The sequence below is a fragment of the Prochlorococcus sp. MIT 1304 genome, from assembly GCF_047305015.1.
Lineage (GTDB): Bacteria > Cyanobacteriota > Cyanobacteriia > PCC-6307 > Cyanobiaceae > Prochlorococcus_A > Prochlorococcus_A marinus_E.
Genome location: NZ_CP138974.1, coordinates 880,415 through 895,498, shown reverse-complemented (window position 1 = coordinate 895,498; position 15,084 = coordinate 880,415). Strand labels below are relative to the sequence as shown.

Annotated in this window: 18 protein-coding genes and 1 pseudogene; 6 read left to right on the top strand and 13 right to left on the bottom strand. The window is 30.6% G+C overall.

Going from position 1 to position 15,084, the window contains the following annotated elements; genetic code table 11:
* Nucleotides 1-702: a bifunctional demethylmenaquinone methyltransferase/2-methoxy-6-polyprenyl-1,4-benzoquinol methylase UbiE gene (ubiE, locus tag SIB45_RS05010; protein ID WP_011862453.1), complete on the bottom strand. Its 702-nt coding sequence runs from the start codon at nucleotides 700-702 to the stop codon at nucleotides 1-3.
* Nucleotides 703-747: 45 nt separating this feature from the next.
* Nucleotides 748-1,518: an imidazole glycerol phosphate synthase subunit HisF gene (gene hisF, locus SIB45_RS05005; RefSeq protein WP_011862452.1), complete on the bottom strand. Its 771-nt coding sequence runs from the start codon at nucleotides 1,516-1,518 to the stop codon at nucleotides 748-750.
* A 59-nt stretch (nucleotides 1,519-1,577) separates the two neighbouring features.
* Between hisF and SIB45_RS05000 the strand changes: the two genes are divergently transcribed.
* The 3 genes from SIB45_RS05000 to SIB45_RS04990 are packed head-to-tail and all read left to right on the top strand — an operon-like array spanning nucleotide 1,578 to nucleotide 4,529.
* Entirely contained in the window at nucleotides 1,578-1,802 is a 225-nt protein-coding gene (locus SIB45_RS05000) for a DUF2862 domain-containing protein (RefSeq protein ID WP_011375988.1), read from the top strand.
* An 8-nt stretch (nucleotides 1,803-1,810) separates the two neighbouring features.
* Nucleotides 1,811-2,758 carry a chlorophyll synthase ChlG gene (gene chlG / locus SIB45_RS04995; RefSeq protein WP_011817939.1) on the top strand — a complete coding sequence of 316 codons (948 nt, stop codon included), beginning with the start codon at nucleotides 1,811-1,813 and terminating at the stop codon, nucleotides 2,756-2,758.
* Nucleotide 2,759: 1 nt separating this feature from the next.
* Complete coding sequence (locus SIB45_RS04990; protein ID WP_011862451.1) at nucleotides 2,760-4,529, top strand: transglycosylase domain-containing protein; 1,770 nt, start codon at nucleotides 2,760-2,762, stop codon at nucleotides 4,527-4,529.
* Nucleotides 4,530-4,538: 9 nt separating this feature from the next.
* On the opposite strand, the pseudogene SIB45_RS04985 reads toward SIB45_RS04990, so the two are convergent.
* From SIB45_RS04985 to SIB45_RS04955, 7 genes and pseudogenes are all read right to left on the bottom strand, one after another.
* Nucleotides 4,539-5,854: pseudogene (locus SIB45_RS04985) on the bottom strand (16S rRNA (cytosine(967)-C(5))-methyltransferase).
* Nucleotides 5,855-6,067: 213 nt separating this feature from the next.
* Nucleotides 6,068-6,247, bottom strand: coding sequence for a hypothetical protein (locus SIB45_RS04980; RefSeq protein ID WP_011862448.1), 180 nt, complete (start codon nucleotides 6,245-6,247; stop codon nucleotides 6,068-6,070).
* A gap of 105 nt (nucleotides 6,248-6,352) precedes the next feature.
* On the bottom strand, nucleotides 6,353-7,843 hold the full coding sequence (locus SIB45_RS04975; RefSeq protein ID WP_011862447.1) for a cryptochrome/photolyase family protein: 1,491 nt from the start codon (nucleotides 7,841-7,843) through the stop codon (nucleotides 6,353-6,355).
* Nucleotides 7,840-7,971, bottom strand: coding sequence for a DUF2256 domain-containing protein (locus tag SIB45_RS04970; protein WP_071813202.1), 132 nt, complete (start codon nucleotides 7,969-7,971; stop codon nucleotides 7,840-7,842). The genes SIB45_RS04975 and SIB45_RS04970 overlap by 4 nt, the downstream gene beginning before the upstream one ends.
* A gap of 3 nt (nucleotides 7,972-7,974) precedes the next feature.
* Complete coding sequence (locus SIB45_RS04965) at nucleotides 7,975-8,211, bottom strand: TIGR03643 family protein (RefSeq protein WP_011862445.1); 237 nt, start codon at nucleotides 8,209-8,211, stop codon at nucleotides 7,975-7,977.
* A gap of 2 nt (nucleotides 8,212-8,213) precedes the next feature.
* Nucleotides 8,214-8,606 carry a thiol-disulfide oxidoreductase DCC family protein gene (locus tag SIB45_RS04960; RefSeq protein ID WP_011862444.1) on the bottom strand — a complete coding sequence of 131 codons (393 nt, stop codon included), beginning with the start codon at nucleotides 8,604-8,606 and terminating at the stop codon, nucleotides 8,214-8,216.
* Nucleotides 8,607-8,783: 177 nt separating this feature from the next.
* A complete protein-coding gene (locus SIB45_RS04955; RefSeq protein ID WP_011862443.1) occupies nucleotides 8,784-8,987 on the bottom strand; it encodes a hypothetical protein in 204 nt (67 codons plus the stop codon).
* Between the two features lie 96 nt (nucleotides 8,988-9,083).
* On the opposite strand from SIB45_RS04955, the gene trmH reads away from it, so the two are divergent.
* On the top strand, nucleotides 9,084-9,755 hold the full coding sequence (gene trmH / locus SIB45_RS04950; RefSeq protein WP_011862442.1) for a tRNA (guanosine(18)-2'-O)-methyltransferase TrmH: 672 nt from the start codon (nucleotides 9,084-9,086) through the stop codon (nucleotides 9,753-9,755).
* A 2-nt stretch (nucleotides 9,756-9,757) separates the two neighbouring features.
* Here trmH and SIB45_RS04945 read toward each other — a convergent pair whose 3' ends face one another.
* The 3 genes from SIB45_RS04945 to SIB45_RS04935 form a co-directional block, all read right to left on the bottom strand.
* On the bottom strand, nucleotides 9,758-10,513 hold the full coding sequence (locus SIB45_RS04945; protein ID WP_011862441.1) for an ABC transporter permease: 756 nt from the start codon (nucleotides 10,511-10,513) through the stop codon (nucleotides 9,758-9,760).
* A 168-nt stretch (nucleotides 10,514-10,681) separates the two neighbouring features.
* Nucleotides 10,682-12,490 (bottom strand): translation elongation factor 4, encoded by a 1,809-nt coding sequence (gene lepA / locus SIB45_RS04940; protein WP_011862440.1) that lies wholly within the window; start codon nucleotides 12,488-12,490, stop codon nucleotides 10,682-10,684.
* Between the two features lie 55 nt (nucleotides 12,491-12,545).
* Nucleotides 12,546-14,042, bottom strand: coding sequence for a malate:quinone oxidoreductase (locus tag SIB45_RS04935; RefSeq protein ID WP_011862439.1), 1,497 nt, complete (start codon nucleotides 14,040-14,042; stop codon nucleotides 12,546-12,548).
* A gap of 70 nt (nucleotides 14,043-14,112) precedes the next feature.
* On the opposite strand from SIB45_RS04935, the gene SIB45_RS04930 reads away from it, so the two are divergent.
* Nucleotides 14,113-14,358: a NifU family protein gene (locus SIB45_RS04930; RefSeq protein ID WP_002805305.1), complete on the top strand. Its 246-nt coding sequence runs from the start codon at nucleotides 14,113-14,115 to the stop codon at nucleotides 14,356-14,358.
* A gap of 20 nt (nucleotides 14,359-14,378) precedes the next feature.
* Here the strand turns inward: SIB45_RS04930 and SIB45_RS04925 are convergent, their stop codons facing one another.
* A complete protein-coding gene (locus tag SIB45_RS04925; protein ID WP_011375974.1) occupies nucleotides 14,379-14,636 on the bottom strand; it encodes a hypothetical protein in 258 nt (85 codons plus the stop codon).
* A 255-nt stretch (nucleotides 14,637-14,891) separates the two neighbouring features.
* On the opposite strand from SIB45_RS04925, the gene SIB45_RS04920 reads away from it, so the two are divergent.
* Nucleotides 14,892-15,065, top strand: coding sequence for a DUF4278 domain-containing protein (locus SIB45_RS04920; RefSeq protein WP_071813219.1), 174 nt, complete (start codon nucleotides 14,892-14,894; stop codon nucleotides 15,063-15,065).
* Nucleotides 15,066-15,084 lie beyond the last annotated feature (19 nt).

Sequence of the window (15,084 nt, the reverse complement as noted above, 5' to 3'; positions counted from 1 at the left end):
TTATTTAGTTAAAATTAGTATTCCCATTTGCCCCCCCCAAATAGTCCTATATTCAGCTTTTTTAAATCCAACTTCCCTAGCAATATTTATAAGTTCATTTTTCTTTGGAAAATTACTAATACTTTTTTCAATATATGCGTACTCTGGACCTAAATTAAAAAGCCGCGAAATGGTTACTACTATTAATCTCAAATAAATTTTCTGAAAAATATTGGATAAAGAATTTCTTGTTGAGTGATTAAAATCCAAAAATCCTGCCCTTCCCTTATCCTTCAAAAGATCAAAAACTTTTTTTATTCCTTCTTCAACATTATTCAAGTTTCTAAGTCCATATGACATGCAAATCCCATCAAATTTTTTTGAATAATCATTAATTTCCAATACATCTTGAATTTCCCACTTAATAAATTTATTGTTTTTAAACTGTGATTTATTTTTTGCAATATTTAAGATATCATCTGCACTGTCAATCCCAGTAATTGAACCCCTTGGACTAACTCTCTCAGAAATTAAGAATGCTAAATCTCCAGTTCCACAGCATAAATCAGCCCAATCTTCACCATTCAAAGGTTCCAATAAATTAACTAATTTCCTTTTCCATAATCTGTGCAGCCCAAAACTTAATAGATTATTTAAAAAGTCATATTTATAAGAAATTTTATTAAATATATTTTTGACTTCGATAGTTTTTGTGAATTTCATTTTTAAATTTTTAAATTATTTCTTTTTGGTATTAAATTAAATTTTTTATTCACATGGTCTAATTGGAAGTTTTTTGTCGAGGAGGAAAGTCTTTATTTCTCTTAAAGAAAGTTTCCTATCATGAAGTAATGATGCCAAAAGTGCGGCAGATGCCCTGCCTTCAATAAAAACATCATAGATATCTTCTAAACAACCCGCTCCTCCAGAAGCAATCACTGGGAGATTAACAATATTGGCAACAGATTTAGTCAGATGTAAATCGTATCCATTCTGCGTACCATCACCATCCATTGAAGTAAGCAAAATTTCCCCTGCGCCTAACTCCTCAACTTTCTTTGCCCAACTTAATACATCTATTCCAGTATTTTCTCTCCCTCCTTTTACATATACCTCCCATTCATCAGTCTTGTTAATTTTTCTTTTCGCATCAATTGCTATCACAATACATTGATTACCAAATTCTCTAGAACTTTTAGAAACTAAATCTGGATTTCTAACAGCAGAAGAATTCAAACTCACTTTGTCCGCGCCAGCTCTTAAAAGATCATTAATTGAAGCAACAGAATCTATTCCTCCACCTACTGTAAATGGGATTTTTACTGATTTTGCGGTCCTAGAGACAAGGTCAACTAATGTATTTCTATTTTCTACACTAGCTCTTATATCTAAGAATACTAATTCATCTGCGCCCTCATCAGAATACCTACAAGCCAATTCAACAGGATCGCCTGAGTCTCTCAAGTTAACAAAATTTACACCTTTAACCACTCTGCCATGGGCGACATCTAAACAAGGAATTAAACGAAGAGCTACCATTTTAGTAAAAATTGTCCAAATGCTGTTAATCTTGCATAATAGCTTCCATTTTACCTCTTATGGCTGAAACAAAATTATTACCCAAAATCGGTAGTAAAATAAAAATTAACATTAACAAAGTAAAAGATAGATTACCAGCTAAATTAATCGATCAAATATCCTCGAATCCTAAAGCCGTAATAACAGGCTATAAAATGACAGACGGCAGAAGTATTGGAATCACCGCAAAATTTCAGAATGGTGAGCAAAATTGGTTTTTCCCAGAAGAAATTGAGAAAGGTTAAAGAATAAAGTGAATGATCCAAAACAACTCTTAGGAATTAAGGGTGCCTCTGAAACATCAAGTATATGGAAACTCCGTATACAGTTAATGAAACCCATAACGTGGATCCCTTTGATATGGGGAGTTATTTGTGGAGCAGCTGCAAGTGGGAATTTTGAATGGACATTTAGTAATGTTCTAGCTTCCTTAGCATGTATGTTGATGAGTGGACCTCTTCTGGCTGGTTATACCCAAACCATAAATGATTTTTTTGATAAAGAAATTGATGCAATTAATGAACCAAATAGACCAATTCCTTCTGGGAAAATTTCAATTAAAGATGTAAAAATACAAATCTGGGTATTACTTATAGCGGGTTTAATAGTTGCTTTTCTATTAGATTTATATGCTAAGCACAGCTTCCCCTCCGTCTTACTTTTGGCATTAGGAGGTTCCTTTGTTAGTTATATATATTCTGCTCCACCACTCAAATTAAAACAGAATGGTTGGCTTGGAAATTATGCATTAGGAGCATCTTATATAGCTTTACCTTGGTGGGCAGGACAAGCCTTGTTTGGGAAATTAACCATCGTGACAGCGATACTAACACTTGCTTATAGCCTCTCAGGACTTGGGATTGCTGTTATTAATGATTTCAAAAGTGTTGAAGGAGACTCAAAGCTAGGCTTGAATTCTCTACCAGTAGTATTTGGGATTAAAAATGCAAGTAGAATAAGTGCAGGACTGATTGATATTTTTCAATTAGCAATGGTTGTCGTATTAGTCATTATTGGACAACATTTAGCCTCTGTAATTTTGGTTTTATTGGTAATTCCACAAATTACATTTCAAGATATGTGGTTACTAAGAGATCCTCTAAAGTTTGATGTCAAATATCAAGCAAGTGCCCAACCATTCCTTATAACTGGAATGTTAGTTACAGCCTTAGCAATAGGACATAGTTTTTTAGTTGCTTAAGGTGCAAAAGATTAAATTCAAATCTTTTGTTTTAATAATTCCAATATTAATTTTTTCTGGAATATCTTTTTATTTTTTTAGTTTAATATTTAGTACCTTAAAATTTGACGTTTCTAAAAATAAAAAGTCTCGGGAAACCAAATATTCTTACGTAATATCATCTTCTGATAATAAGATACTAAGCAAATTAAGCCGCAAATTTGAAATAGATAATAATCATCATAAAATTCCATTTTTTATTAAACATTCTTTTATATCTTCTGAGGATAAAAGATTTTATAAACATAATGGAATAGATTTAAAAAGTATTTCACGTGCCCTTTTCCAAAATATTAGAAGTGGTTATGTCAAAGAGGGAGGAAGTACGATTACACAACAAGTTGCTAGATTACTTTTTCTAAATAATGATCTAAGTTTTCAAAGAAAAATCAAAGAAATATTTATATCACTCATACTTGAATTTAGATATAACAAAAATCAAATTTTAAAATTATATTTAAATAATATTTATCTAGGATCAGGAGCATACGGGGTAGACGAGGCTGCCCAAGTTTATTTTGGAAAATTTATAGAAGAATTGACATTATCAGAGATCGCATTAATTGCAGGATTAGCTCCAGCTCCATCAATTTATTCACCTTATCAAAATTTAGAACTAGCTATTGAAAATAGAAATAAAGTTCTTGAATCAATGTATGTTGATGGATATATTTCTCATACAAATAAGAATAAGGCTATTAAAGAAAAAATAAAGTTAAATTATCAAACAGCTGATAATTTTTTAGATGATAAATTACTAATAAACTTTATTCTTCAGGAAACAGATAAAAAAATTGGAAGTAAAAATGATTATAAGTTTTTAAGAATTAAATCTTCTATCAACAAAGATTGGCAAGAAAAAGGCCAAAAAATATCAAGGTACGCAGGTCCTAAAGAACTTGAATTTGGTCTGTTATCTATCGAATCAAACACAGGACTAATCAGGACAATGATAACCAGCAAAAATCCAGCAATTAATGAATACAATAGAGTGATTACATCTGTAAGACCTTTAGCTTCTACTTTTAAAATAATTCCTTATGCTGCTGCATTAATAGAAGGAATAAAATTAAGCGATAAATTTGAAGACTTACCAACATGCTGGGAAAGTTATTGTCCAAAAAATTTTTCAGAAGACTATAGAGGTTCAATATCTTTGATTGAATCATTTAAAAGTTCCTCAAATATCGTTCCAATATCAATAACAAAAAAAATCGGCTTAAAAAATATTATTAATTTAGCGAATTCATTTGGACTAGGATACGAGCAAGAGTTTGAGGAATTCCCAGCATTAGCTATTGGCGCCTACGGAGATAATCTTTTAAACATCACAAATGCATATTCTGCAATAAACAATAATGGGAAAATTCAAAGCCCTGAAATCATAGAAAAAATAGAATCATTTAAAAAACAACCTATTTGGGAAAATAAATCTATTTCCAAGAAAATATTAGATTTAAAAATAAACAAGAAATTAAATAAACTTCTACAAAATTCTGTAAAGGAAGGCACTTCAAAAGCAGCCTCTATTAAAGGAAAGAAAATTTATGGGAAAACAGGAACATCTGATGGAAATAAAGATCTCTGGTTTATTGGTTCCATTGATAACCTTACAACAGGGATCTGGATAGGTTACGACGATAACAAGGAATCTGAATTATCTAGTGGGAATGCAGCTTATTTATGGAAGAAGTTCATATCTGAAATTTATAAAATTCCAATTAAAAAATAAATTATATTTTTAAGATTTATAAGAAATTATTGCAGAATAAAATCCATCGCCAGGGTAATCCAAGCTAGGTAAAATTTGCTTTTCGCTAACCAATTTTAAAGTTTTGTTTTTTCAATAAATCGTTCAATTAATAGATTATTTTCATCGGGACAAATTGTACAAGTTGAATAAACTAAAGTACCATCTTTTTTCAAAAGAGGGAAAATACTGTCCAAAAGTTTTTCCTGCAATAAAGTTAAAGATTTTATTTTTTCTTTACTTAAAGACCATCTAGAATCTGGATTCCTGGAAAGAGTTCCAATGCCTGAACATGGAGCATCTAATAAAATCTTATCAAAATAAGATATAAACTTAGGATTTAATTCAATCAAACTCGTAGCATCAGCCTTAAGGGTATTAACAGATTTCAAATTTAACCTTTCTAAATTTGATTGCAGTATTTTCAATCTTTTTGCCGATCTATCTACGGCAATGATTTCAGAACTATCATTTGTTAATTCTGCAAGGTGGGTAGACTTACTTCCTGGAGCTGCACAAGCATCTAAAATCTTTTCACCTTGTTTTGGATTCAAGAGAGGAGCTATCCACTGAGAAGATCTATCTTGAATTGTCCAAAGTCCATCACTATATCCTGGTAAATTTTTTATAGATCTTGGATTAGATTTTAAAGTAATTCCATTATGTAAATCTTTAATAATTTCAGCATCAATTTTATTTTCATGAAGTACTTTCAAAAAGTTATCTAAATTAGTTTTTAATTTGTTAATTCTCAAATCAATTGATGGTTTTTTATTTAATGCCTTAATGATATTTTCACCCTCGCTATTGCCGACCCATTTATAAAGATCCTTTACAAGCCATAATGGAAATGATTCAAGATATGAAATTCTTTCTTTTCTATCAGAAGATAATTCCGGAAAGATTTTTTGTTCTAATTTTCTTGATGCATTTCTCAATATCGCATTTACAGTTCCCGCTAAACCATTTAAATCAGTTTTTTTAGCTACTTCTACAGTGGTAGAAATAGCAGCAGGAAATGGGATTTTATCCATTTTCAATAGTTGATACAAACCTATATGTAGAAGCCATCTTAACTTTGGAGGCTGCTTTTTATGAGTAATTTTTGATGTGTGATCCGTCCAAAGATCAAGAAATTTTCTATACCTTATGCATCCAAAAGATAATTCCGTAATAAAAGCTATATCAAGAGGATTAAATTGATAATTTTTTAAAACCTTTTCAAGAGCATGATCAGAAAAATCACCAGAACTAACTTTTAATAAAATTTCCCAAGCTGCCTTTCTTTGTAAATATCCTATGCTCAAAATATAATTAATTTTTAAAGATAACTTTAATATACAAAAAATTTAAAAATTTAAACTACTTTTTCAATTACAGAATTAAACCAAATAAAACCTAAGATAGAAATAAGTGAAAGATTAAATCCTAAAAAAAGAAAGATATTTAAAGAATGGATTCTTTCCCGAAAAAATATTTTTTTCTCTTTTTGATACTTCATTATTAAAATAAAAACTTATTCAGGATTTCAAACGGAAACCAATATTGATAGATCCTGCATCAAGCTTTCTGCCTAATTTAATTGCTATGGCTTCCTCCAACCTAGTAAAATTAGATTGATGGGTAGTTATCCAATCTAATTCAGAAAAAGTGATAATTCCCGTCGAATTACTTTTTAAAAAAAGTGTTCCAATTTCCATTAGATAAATCTAATTTTTTCTAAGCTAACATCCGTACTTAATATTTCTTCATAACATAATATTCTTTTAATTTTTCAAAGCCAACTGTAGATGATTACCCTTAATTTATTGAATATCTCTTAAAAATTTATCGGCCGTTTTTAGGTGATTATTTAATTTTTCCTCTGACATTTTATCGAGATTTCTAGTTAACATTGCCAGACGATATTGCTTTCTAAAAAAGCTTTCATTATCTTTAATGAATTTCCAAAATAAGCCATCCCATATTTCACACCATGGGCCGCTTTTAAAATTAGACATTTTTTTTACATAATTAGAGCTTGATATATATGGCTTTGTTGAAAAGATTCCACCATCACTAAACTGACTCATTCCGTAAACATTTGGGACCATAACCCAATCATACGAATCAATAAACATTTCCATAAACCATTTATAAACTTGGTTGGGGTGAATTCTACATAAAAGCATAAAGTTGCCAACAATCATTAGCCGCTCAATATGATGACAATAACCAAATTTAATAATATTTTTTATAACAACGTCTACAGGTTCAATTCCTGTATTTCCTTGATAAAAAGATTTTGGAATTGGCTTCTCTTCAAAATTCCAAAAATTACTGTTTCGCATCTTTGTTCCGTACTTTTTATAGACGAGGCAAATAAATTCTCTCCATCCAATAATTTGACGAATAAAACCCTCTAAAGAGTTGATAGGAACATTATTATTTTTTGCAAAAAGTAATGCTTTATTTACTACTACATCTGGTGTTAATAAGCCGCTATTTAAAAGAGGAGAAAGTAAACTGTGCCATAAAAAAGAATTTTCCTTAGAAATAGCATCCTCATAATCTCCAAATAAAAAAAATCTATGTTTAAAAAAATCATTTAACCATTCATCTGCCTCTTCAAAATTAGTTGGATATAAAAAGTTATTGCTTTCACCAATAAACTCAATATCAAAATTGGCTAATGACCTTTCTGCATTAACTACAAATTTATTTTTTTGTAATTTAGGTGTATCGGGTATATTTATTTTTTTTGGTAATTTTTTTCTGTTCATTTCATCGAAACTCCATTTACCACCTTCAGGTGTATCATCAGGATTAACTAATATCTTTTGGCTCTTTCTTTGATTCTCATAAAATCTCCCCATAAGAGGTTTTTTTGCATTTGATACAAATAAATCTTTTAAATCTTCACGGCTCATAAACATAGGAGAAGGTAAAATATTTAAATCTAAATTATTACTTTCGACAAAATTATTAATCCTCTTCAATATTAAAAAATCATGAGGGTCAATGAGATTTATTTTCTGATATTTATTTTTAATAAATTCCGATAAGTAATCAACTGTAGAAACATTATTCTTGTTTTCGATATATAAAACTTTAAAGCCAGATATTTCTAAATAATTTTTATAAGCGAGCATAGATGCTCTATGAAAAACCAACTTATTTTTATGATTAATTAATTTATGAAATTTATCATTTCCAAAAAATAATGAGTCTTCCAAAATCAAAACTTCACAATTTATTTTTAAGATTGGGCTTTCTCTAAAAAGTTGATTCGGGAAAATAATTGATACTTGTTTCATCTTTGCGACTTCCTGTTACTACACCTTTTTGAACAGTAGATAACATCATCCCAACAGTTTTTCCATTTTTTACGCCACTCAAACGGCCTATTGCAAACAGGACAAGTTTTAGTAGAAAGATTTTTCAAAATTTATAATTTTCTTTTATGAGTAGATTTAAATCTAGTTGAATCTTTAAGGGCCATATGTTTTGTATTTCTTCCCGAAACTCTCTTTCTCCAGACTTTGAAAGATTTGGGTTTAAGATTTTGACGCATAATTTTTATCGCATCTTCCTCTTTTAAACCAAATTGATACTCGATAGCTTCAAAGGGTGTTCTATCTTCCCAGCACATTTCTATTACTCTGTCTATATCGATACTTTCCATATTTATTGTTCACATTGTGAGGTACAAAGTTTTTCAATATCGGATCTACCTGTAATTTGAAGTCTATATTTTGCCCAATATCTGTAAACCAATCTCAATAATGGAGATAAGAGCTTAATCTTCAAGGGATAATAAACCCAGCCTAAACCAACTAATTCATAAGAATATGCAAGTACGTCTAATCCCCTAATAATTTCATCATTTTCAGTAATCCCATGCAGGTTTGACATAGCTTCTGAATATGAGATGTTATTAAAAAGACTTTGATCATAATCTTTACTATTAATATCTACAAATGCAATTTGATTTGAGGTATCTCTTTTTTTAAGAAAATTTGTTTCTCTCAAACAAAGTGGACAACCACCATCGAATAAGAAGGTTAATTTATTTTTCATATTTTTATTCAAATATAGAAATTAAATAACTTTTTTGTGGAATAAAAAATTTTTTTTTGAATACAAGCTTTATAAAGCCTTAATATTTGCCAGTTCTAATTTAGTGAAATTATATTATCTTATTAATTAATAAGCCATTGATTAAGGGATACATCAATGGTTTAAAATTATTTATGATCAATCATCTAGAAGATGAACTCCTTCACCTACGTCAGGAGTAAATTTACAATATTTTTCAAAAATAAGTCCAACACCTCTCATTTTTTCTCCTAATTCATCTTTAAATTTATTCCATTCTTCCGATTCACGATCAGGTAAATCCCACCCTTGTTTTTCTACCATACTTGTTATTACTGTATAGTCCCATTCTATGTATGCCATTGAGTTAATTTAAACTACCAAAATATTATAAACCAAGAGATTTAATAGGTAATCAATATTTTTTGAATATAATTTTAAAGTGTGAAAAAATTATAAATGTCAATTTTGCCAAGAAGATTTGAACGAATCAAAAGTGTTTTAGATTGCAGAATGAAAAACTTGACTGTTTTAGTTGAGGATGTCAATAAACCACATAATTTATCTGCGATATTAAGGACATGTGATGCAGCAGGAGTTTTCGAAGCAAATTTTATTAGCAAAACGAATGCCGTTAAGACTTTTAATAGTACCGCTCAAGGAAGTCAAAAATGGGTAAAACTGAATAATCATGAAAACACTATCACGGCAATATCTGATTTAAAGAATAAGGGTTTTAAATTATATGGAACAACTCTTAATAGTGAATCAGTAGATTATAGAAATTTTGATTATTCTCAAAATACATGTTTTGTTTTAGGAGCAGAAAAATGGGGACTAAGTAATGAACTTAAATCAATGGTTGATCAATCAATTTTTATACCAATGAGAGGTATGGTTCAATCTCTGAATGTTTCAGTTGCTGCTTCAATATTATTATTTGAAGCTGTTCGCCAAAGAAAAAATAAAGGTATATTGCCAGCTAATGGAGAAGGATTAAACATGGATGAATATCAAAAAACACTTTTTGAATGGTGTTACCCAGAATTAGCTGCAGTGTATAAAAAATCAGCTAAAGAATATCCAAAGTTGAATGATAACGGAGAACTTGATCCTATTACAGATAACTAAATTTATTCAGAATTTTGACTATCGAAAATTTCTTCAAGGTCCTCTCCTATAAAAGAAAGACCTAAAACTAAAAAAAACATTGCCAAACCTGGGAACAAAGCCGTCCACCAGATACCTGTAGGTAAAGCGGCAAGAGCCAGATTTAAATCACCTCCCCACTCTGGGACATCTGCAGGAACGCCAAGGCCTAAAAATCCTAAACTTCCTAATACCAAAACAGCATCTGCAGCATTTAGGGTAAGCAGAATAGGCAACGGTGTTATTACATTTGGGAGAATATATTTAAAAATAATTTTTTTAACATCAGCTCCTGCAACTTGAGCTGCCTCCACATAAGTTTCGGATTTAACCAATATTGTCTGATTTCTGATTAATCTAAAATACTGAGGAGAGTAAACAATACACAATGCCAAAGCCGCGTTAAGGATACCCTTACCCAATACAAAAGCGACAACAACTGAAAGCAAAATTACAGGTATTGAAAAAATTGTATCCATTATTAGTGATAAGCATTTATCAAAAAAACCTCCAAAATATCCACTTAATAATCCCAATGGCAAACCCAAACTTAATGAAAAAAGAATAGCTAAGAATACAACTTCTATCGCTAATGATGATCCTTGCAAAGTTCTTAAGCAAACATCTCTTCCTAATCTATCTGTGCCACAAAAATGATTAAGAGAAGGAGGGGCAAAGATATCATTGCTTAACATTGAAAATGAATAGCCAAAAAAATTATTGGCCTCTAAAAATTTCATTATTAAAACGACAAGAAGATAAAAAAGTACAATTAGAAACCCAGCTTTTCTGATATTTGAGCCGACACGATAAAATGAGTTAATATCCAAAATCTTTTTTAAAGATATAAATGAAATATACCCAATTCTTTAAAAAATAAATAGCTATAAATTTTAAATTAAAAGAAATTACTGGTTTAATTTCAAGACTGCCATAAAAGCTTCTTGAGGGACTTCAACTTTACCCATTGCCTTCATCCTCTTTTTACCTTTGGCTTGTTTCTTTAAAAGTTTCTTTTTCCTAGAAATATCCCCTCCATAACATTTAGATAAAACATCTTTTCGCAAAGCACTTATGCTTTCACTTGCAATAATCCTGCTACCGATTGATGCTTGAATAGGTATTTTAAATTGTTGTTTTGGAATAAGTTCTTTTAATTTCTCAACTAAACTTCTGCCAATTCCGTAAGCCTTATCTTTATGAACAATCGAAGTTAATGGATCTGCTCTTTCTGAGTTTATTAGAACATCTAATCTAACAAGGTCATTTTTTCTATAGCCCATCAAATGATATTCCATTGATGCATAACCTTGGGTTCTACTTTTCATTTGATCAAAGAAATCTGTAACAACTTCTGCTAATGGAATTTCATAAATCAAGGTAACTCGATCTGTTGTTATGTATTTCATATCTATAAATACTCCCCTTCTTTCCTGACATAAACCCATTAATGTTCCATTAAATTCATTGGGAGCATAAATTTCCATTTTCACATAAGGCTCTTCTATTGATTCTCTAAGTTGTGGATCAGGAATTGTAGAAGGATTATCAATAAAGATATGTTCCTGATGATTTAAATTAACTTTATAGATAACTGATGGTGCCGTTACGATTAGATCCAAGTCATATTCTCTTTCTAACCTTTCTTGAACAATCTCCATATGAAGAAGTCCTAGGAATCCGCACCTAAATCCGAAGCCCATTGCGCTACTAGTTTCGGGCTCATATTTTAAAGCTGCATCAGATAATTGTAATTTTTCTAGTGATACTCTTAAATCTGGGAATTGATCAGCATCAGTCGGGAATAAGCCACAAAAAACCATAGGATTTGCTGTCTTATATCCAGGCAAAGGATCATTGGCAGGTGAATTTAAAAGAGTAATCGTATCTCCCACTCTCGCATCAGCAACTGATTTTATAGAAGCAGCTAAATAACCAACTTCTCCTGCATGTAATTCATCAACTTGCTGCTGATCAGGCGCCATTATTCCTATCTCATCTAGTTCGTAATTTTTCTTACTTGCCATTAATAATATTTTTTCTCTCTTATTTAGAGACCCAGATATCACCCTGAAATAAACAATAACTCCCCTGTAAGGATCATAATAAGAATCAAAAATCAGTGCCTTCGTAGGTAGTTTAATTTCATCTTGAGGAGGAGGTACTCTTCTTACGATTGCTTCCAAAATATCTTTAATACCAACTCCAGTTTTTGCTGAACAATTTATTGCATTAGATGTATCAAGTCCAATAATTTCCTCAATTTCTTGTTTTATTTTTTCAGCATCAGCCCCTGGCAAATCTACTTTATTTAAAACAGGAATTATTTCAAGATTATTTTCTAAGGCAAGATAAACATTAGCTAAGGTTTGAGCTTCTACTCCTTGACTTGCATCAACAACAAGTAAGGCGCCTTCACAAGCTTGAAGAGATCTACTAACCTCATAAGAGAAATCAACATGCCCTGGAGTATCTATTAAGTTCAAAACATATTCTTGAGAATCATCAGCTTTATATTTCATCCTAGCGGCTTGTAACTTGATAGTAATTCCTCTCTCTCTTTCAAGATCCATACTGTCCAAAAATTGTTCTTGCATATCCCTTTGCTGCACAGTACCAGTATCTTGGAGCAACCTATCTGCAAGGGTAGATTTACCATGGTCAATATGAGCAATTATGCAGAAATTTCTAATTTTTGAAACCGATATATCAGTCATATAGAAAGAAAAATTCTCCTCTTATTACATCTTGATTAATACTAGCTAATTAGAATTATGGATGGAAACCAAAAATGGAATTATTTCTTTTTTTGATGTCTTTTATGAAGGTACTATTATTTTCAGAGTCCGATAGTTCTGGATAGATTAAGTCATTTATTTTTTTCTGAAGATTATGCTTGTCGTTTAAAAAAAAGACAGATTTTTCTAGAACCTTAACCATAATTGAGACCGCAGTACTTGCTCCGGGAGATGCCCCTAACAAAGCAGATAATGATCCATCAGATGAATTCACAATCTCAGTTCCAAATTTCAAAGAACCACCAGCTTCAGTTTTTTTAATTATTTGGACTCTTTGCCCAGCATTCTTTAAATACCAATCAGACGAATTAGCTGAAGGCATCATATTCTTTAAATTTTCAACTCTTGAGTTATGGTTCTTTAATGATTGTGATATTAAGTAATTAATTAAATCATTATTCTTGAAACCAACGTCTAACATAGAAAAAATATTATTCTTTTTAATTGAACTAAATAAGTCAAAATATGAACTTTGTTTTAAAAATTTCGTTGTAAATCCAGCAAAAGGTCCATATAAAAGAAGTTTTTTATTATCAATCCATCTAGTGTCTAGATGAGGTACAGACATTGGTGGCGATCCAATATCAGCTTTACCATAAACTTTTGAGTTATGTTTTTCTGTTAGATCTTTTTTCTCGCAAATAAGCCATTTCCCACTAACAGGAAATCCACCATAACTTTTTGCTTCTGGAATTTTTGATTTTTGTAAATAATTAATTGTTTTTCCACCAGCACCAAGAAAAACATAGCCAGTTCTAATTGAAGTTTTTCTACCTTCAGAACTAATTTCTAGTTCCCATTGTTTTTTATCAATTTTCTTTAAATCTACTAATTCTGTTTTGTATCTAATTTCAACATTTTTGTTTAAGGAAACTAAAGACAAATACTCTTTAGTTAAAGCCTCAAAATTAATATCAGTTCCTCTTCCTATTCTGGTAGCTGCAATTTGAGTAGATGGATTTCTATCTTTTGTTATTAGAGGAGCCCATGATGAAATTTCATCAAAAGATGAAGAAAATTCCATATCGATAAATTCAGGATTTTCGGTCATTTTCTGAAATCTTTTTTTTAAAAAAGAAATATTATCCTGACCAGACACAAAGCTAATATGAGGAATAAATTTTAGAAACTTCTTAATATCAATTTTCCCTGCTTCATACAATGATGCCCATAAAGACATGGATGTTTCAAAAGAACGATTTATTGAGAGCGCTTTATCTATTTTTAAATTTCCTTTTTCATCTAAAGGGGTATAGTTTAATTCGCAATTAGCCGCATGTCCTGTACCTGCATTATTAAAAGCGCCAGTACTTTCACTTCCTGGAGCATTTAATTTTTCTATAATAAGAAATTTTATATCTGGTAAAACTTCTGAAATCAGGAGGGCTAAAGTACTACTCATTATCCCTCCTCCTACTAAGACTGCATCAAAGTAGCTATTGTCATTAGTGGGATTTTTAGATGAAGTCACAACAGAAAATTATCTTTTTTGCAATTAATCAGATTTCTTTCTAGGCTTATTATAAAGTTAATCCAAAATTATGAGTACTGAAACACTCTCGCTGACAAACGAAAATGTAGAAAAAGTCCTTGACGAGCTAAGACCTTTTTTAATTTCTGATGGAGGTAATGTAGAGATTGCAGAGATAGATGGTCCAATTGTCAAAGTCAGACTTCAAGGAGCATGTGGTAGTTGCCCAAGCAGCACTATGACTCTCAAAATGGGTATTGAAAGAAAGTTAAAAGAAATGATTCCTGAAATAAGCGAAGTTGTCCAAGTTTTATAAAAATTTTTAACTGAAATATATTATTTAGTTTTTAATTCCTTCAACAAAGATGATTCCATATCAAGGCAATCAATTGGAAGTCCTTGACCAATAGCGATTAAAAGAGGTGCAAGAATTCCTAAAGTAAAAACTAAATTTGATTGGCTTACATCATATTTACTTAAAGTAAAAGTTATCAAATAAATAATTGAAAAATAAGCATGTAGTGAAAAAAATTCTTTTGGCTTTAACACTGGCCACCTTAAAGTATTTCCCAAGAAATATAAAAAACCTGTCATAAATAAATAGTTAAATGAAGATTAAACCAAATATAAACATAATCCTTTTTAGAGACTATTTATAAAAAAATTTACCTAAGATAATAATTAAAAAAACATTAAATCTTCGTTTCTATTTGTAAAAGATAGACATGCAGTTAAAAATACGCTTATAATAATTTGGTAGCAATTGCTACTTTTTCGTTCACCCTCATTTGAGGGCGCAGTTCGAGTCATACCATGGAACGGGGGATGGCCGTGTTGTCACATCGAAACATGACTACTTTAACTTACAGAGGTAAAAACTACGTTCAAAACAAAGAAGCTGCTAAAAAGCAACTTGTTGAACTTACCTACAGAAGAAACGTATACACCAACAGAATGGATGACGCTTCTTCAAGTAATGAAAAAGCAGAATTAAATTACAGAGGTGTTAATTACACTAAATAATTTAATTAAACAAATTAAA

Excerpts from the sequence above, each read along its gene's own strand:
- ubiE (WP_011862453.1), bottom strand. The coding sequence starts at position 702 with ATGAAATTCACAAAAACTATCGAAGTCAAAAATATATTTAATAAAATT.
- hisF (WP_011862452.1), bottom strand. The coding sequence starts at position 1,518 with ATGGTAGCTCTTCGTTTAATTCCTTGTTTAGATGTCGCCCATGGCAGA.
- SIB45_RS05000 (WP_011375988.1), top strand. The coding sequence starts at position 1,578 with ATGGCTGAAACAAAATTATTACCCAAAATCGGTAGTAAAATAAAAATT.
- SIB45_RS04980 (WP_011862448.1), bottom strand. The coding sequence starts at position 6,247 with ATGGAAATTGGAACACTTTTTTTAAAAAGTAATTCGACGGGAATTATC.
- SIB45_RS04975 (WP_011862447.1), bottom strand. The coding sequence starts at position 7,843 with ATGAAACAAGTATCAATTATTTTCCCGAATCAACTTTTTAGAGAAAGC.
- SIB45_RS04965 (WP_011862445.1), bottom strand. The coding sequence starts at position 8,211 with ATGGAAAGTATCGATATAGACAGAGTAATAGAAATGTGCTGGGAAGAT.
- SIB45_RS04960 (WP_011862444.1), bottom strand. The coding sequence starts at position 8,606 with ATGAAAAATAAATTAACCTTCTTATTCGATGGTGGTTGTCCACTTTGT.
- SIB45_RS04955 (WP_011862443.1), bottom strand. The coding sequence starts at position 8,987 with ATGGCATACATAGAATGGGACTATACAGTAATAACAAGTATGGTAGAA.
- trmH (WP_011862442.1), top strand. The coding sequence starts at position 9,084 with ATGTCAATTTTGCCAAGAAGATTTGAACGAATCAAAAGTGTTTTAGAT.
- SIB45_RS04945 (WP_011862441.1), bottom strand. The coding sequence starts at position 10,513 with ATGAAATTTTTAGAGGCCAATAATTTTTTTGGCTATTCATTTTCAATG.
- lepA (WP_011862440.1), bottom strand. The coding sequence starts at position 12,490 with ATGACTGATATATCGGTTTCAAAAATTAGAAATTTCTGCATAATTGCT.
- SIB45_RS04930 (WP_002805305.1), top strand. The coding sequence starts at position 14,113 with ATGAGTACTGAAACACTCTCGCTGACAAACGAAAATGTAGAAAAAGTC.
- SIB45_RS04925 (WP_011375974.1), bottom strand. The coding sequence starts at position 14,636 with ATGACAGGTTTTTTATATTTCTTGGGAAATACTTTAAGGTGGCCAGTG.
- SIB45_RS04920 (WP_071813219.1), top strand. The coding sequence starts at position 14,892 with ATGACTACTTTAACTTACAGAGGTAAAAACTACGTTCAAAACAAAGAA.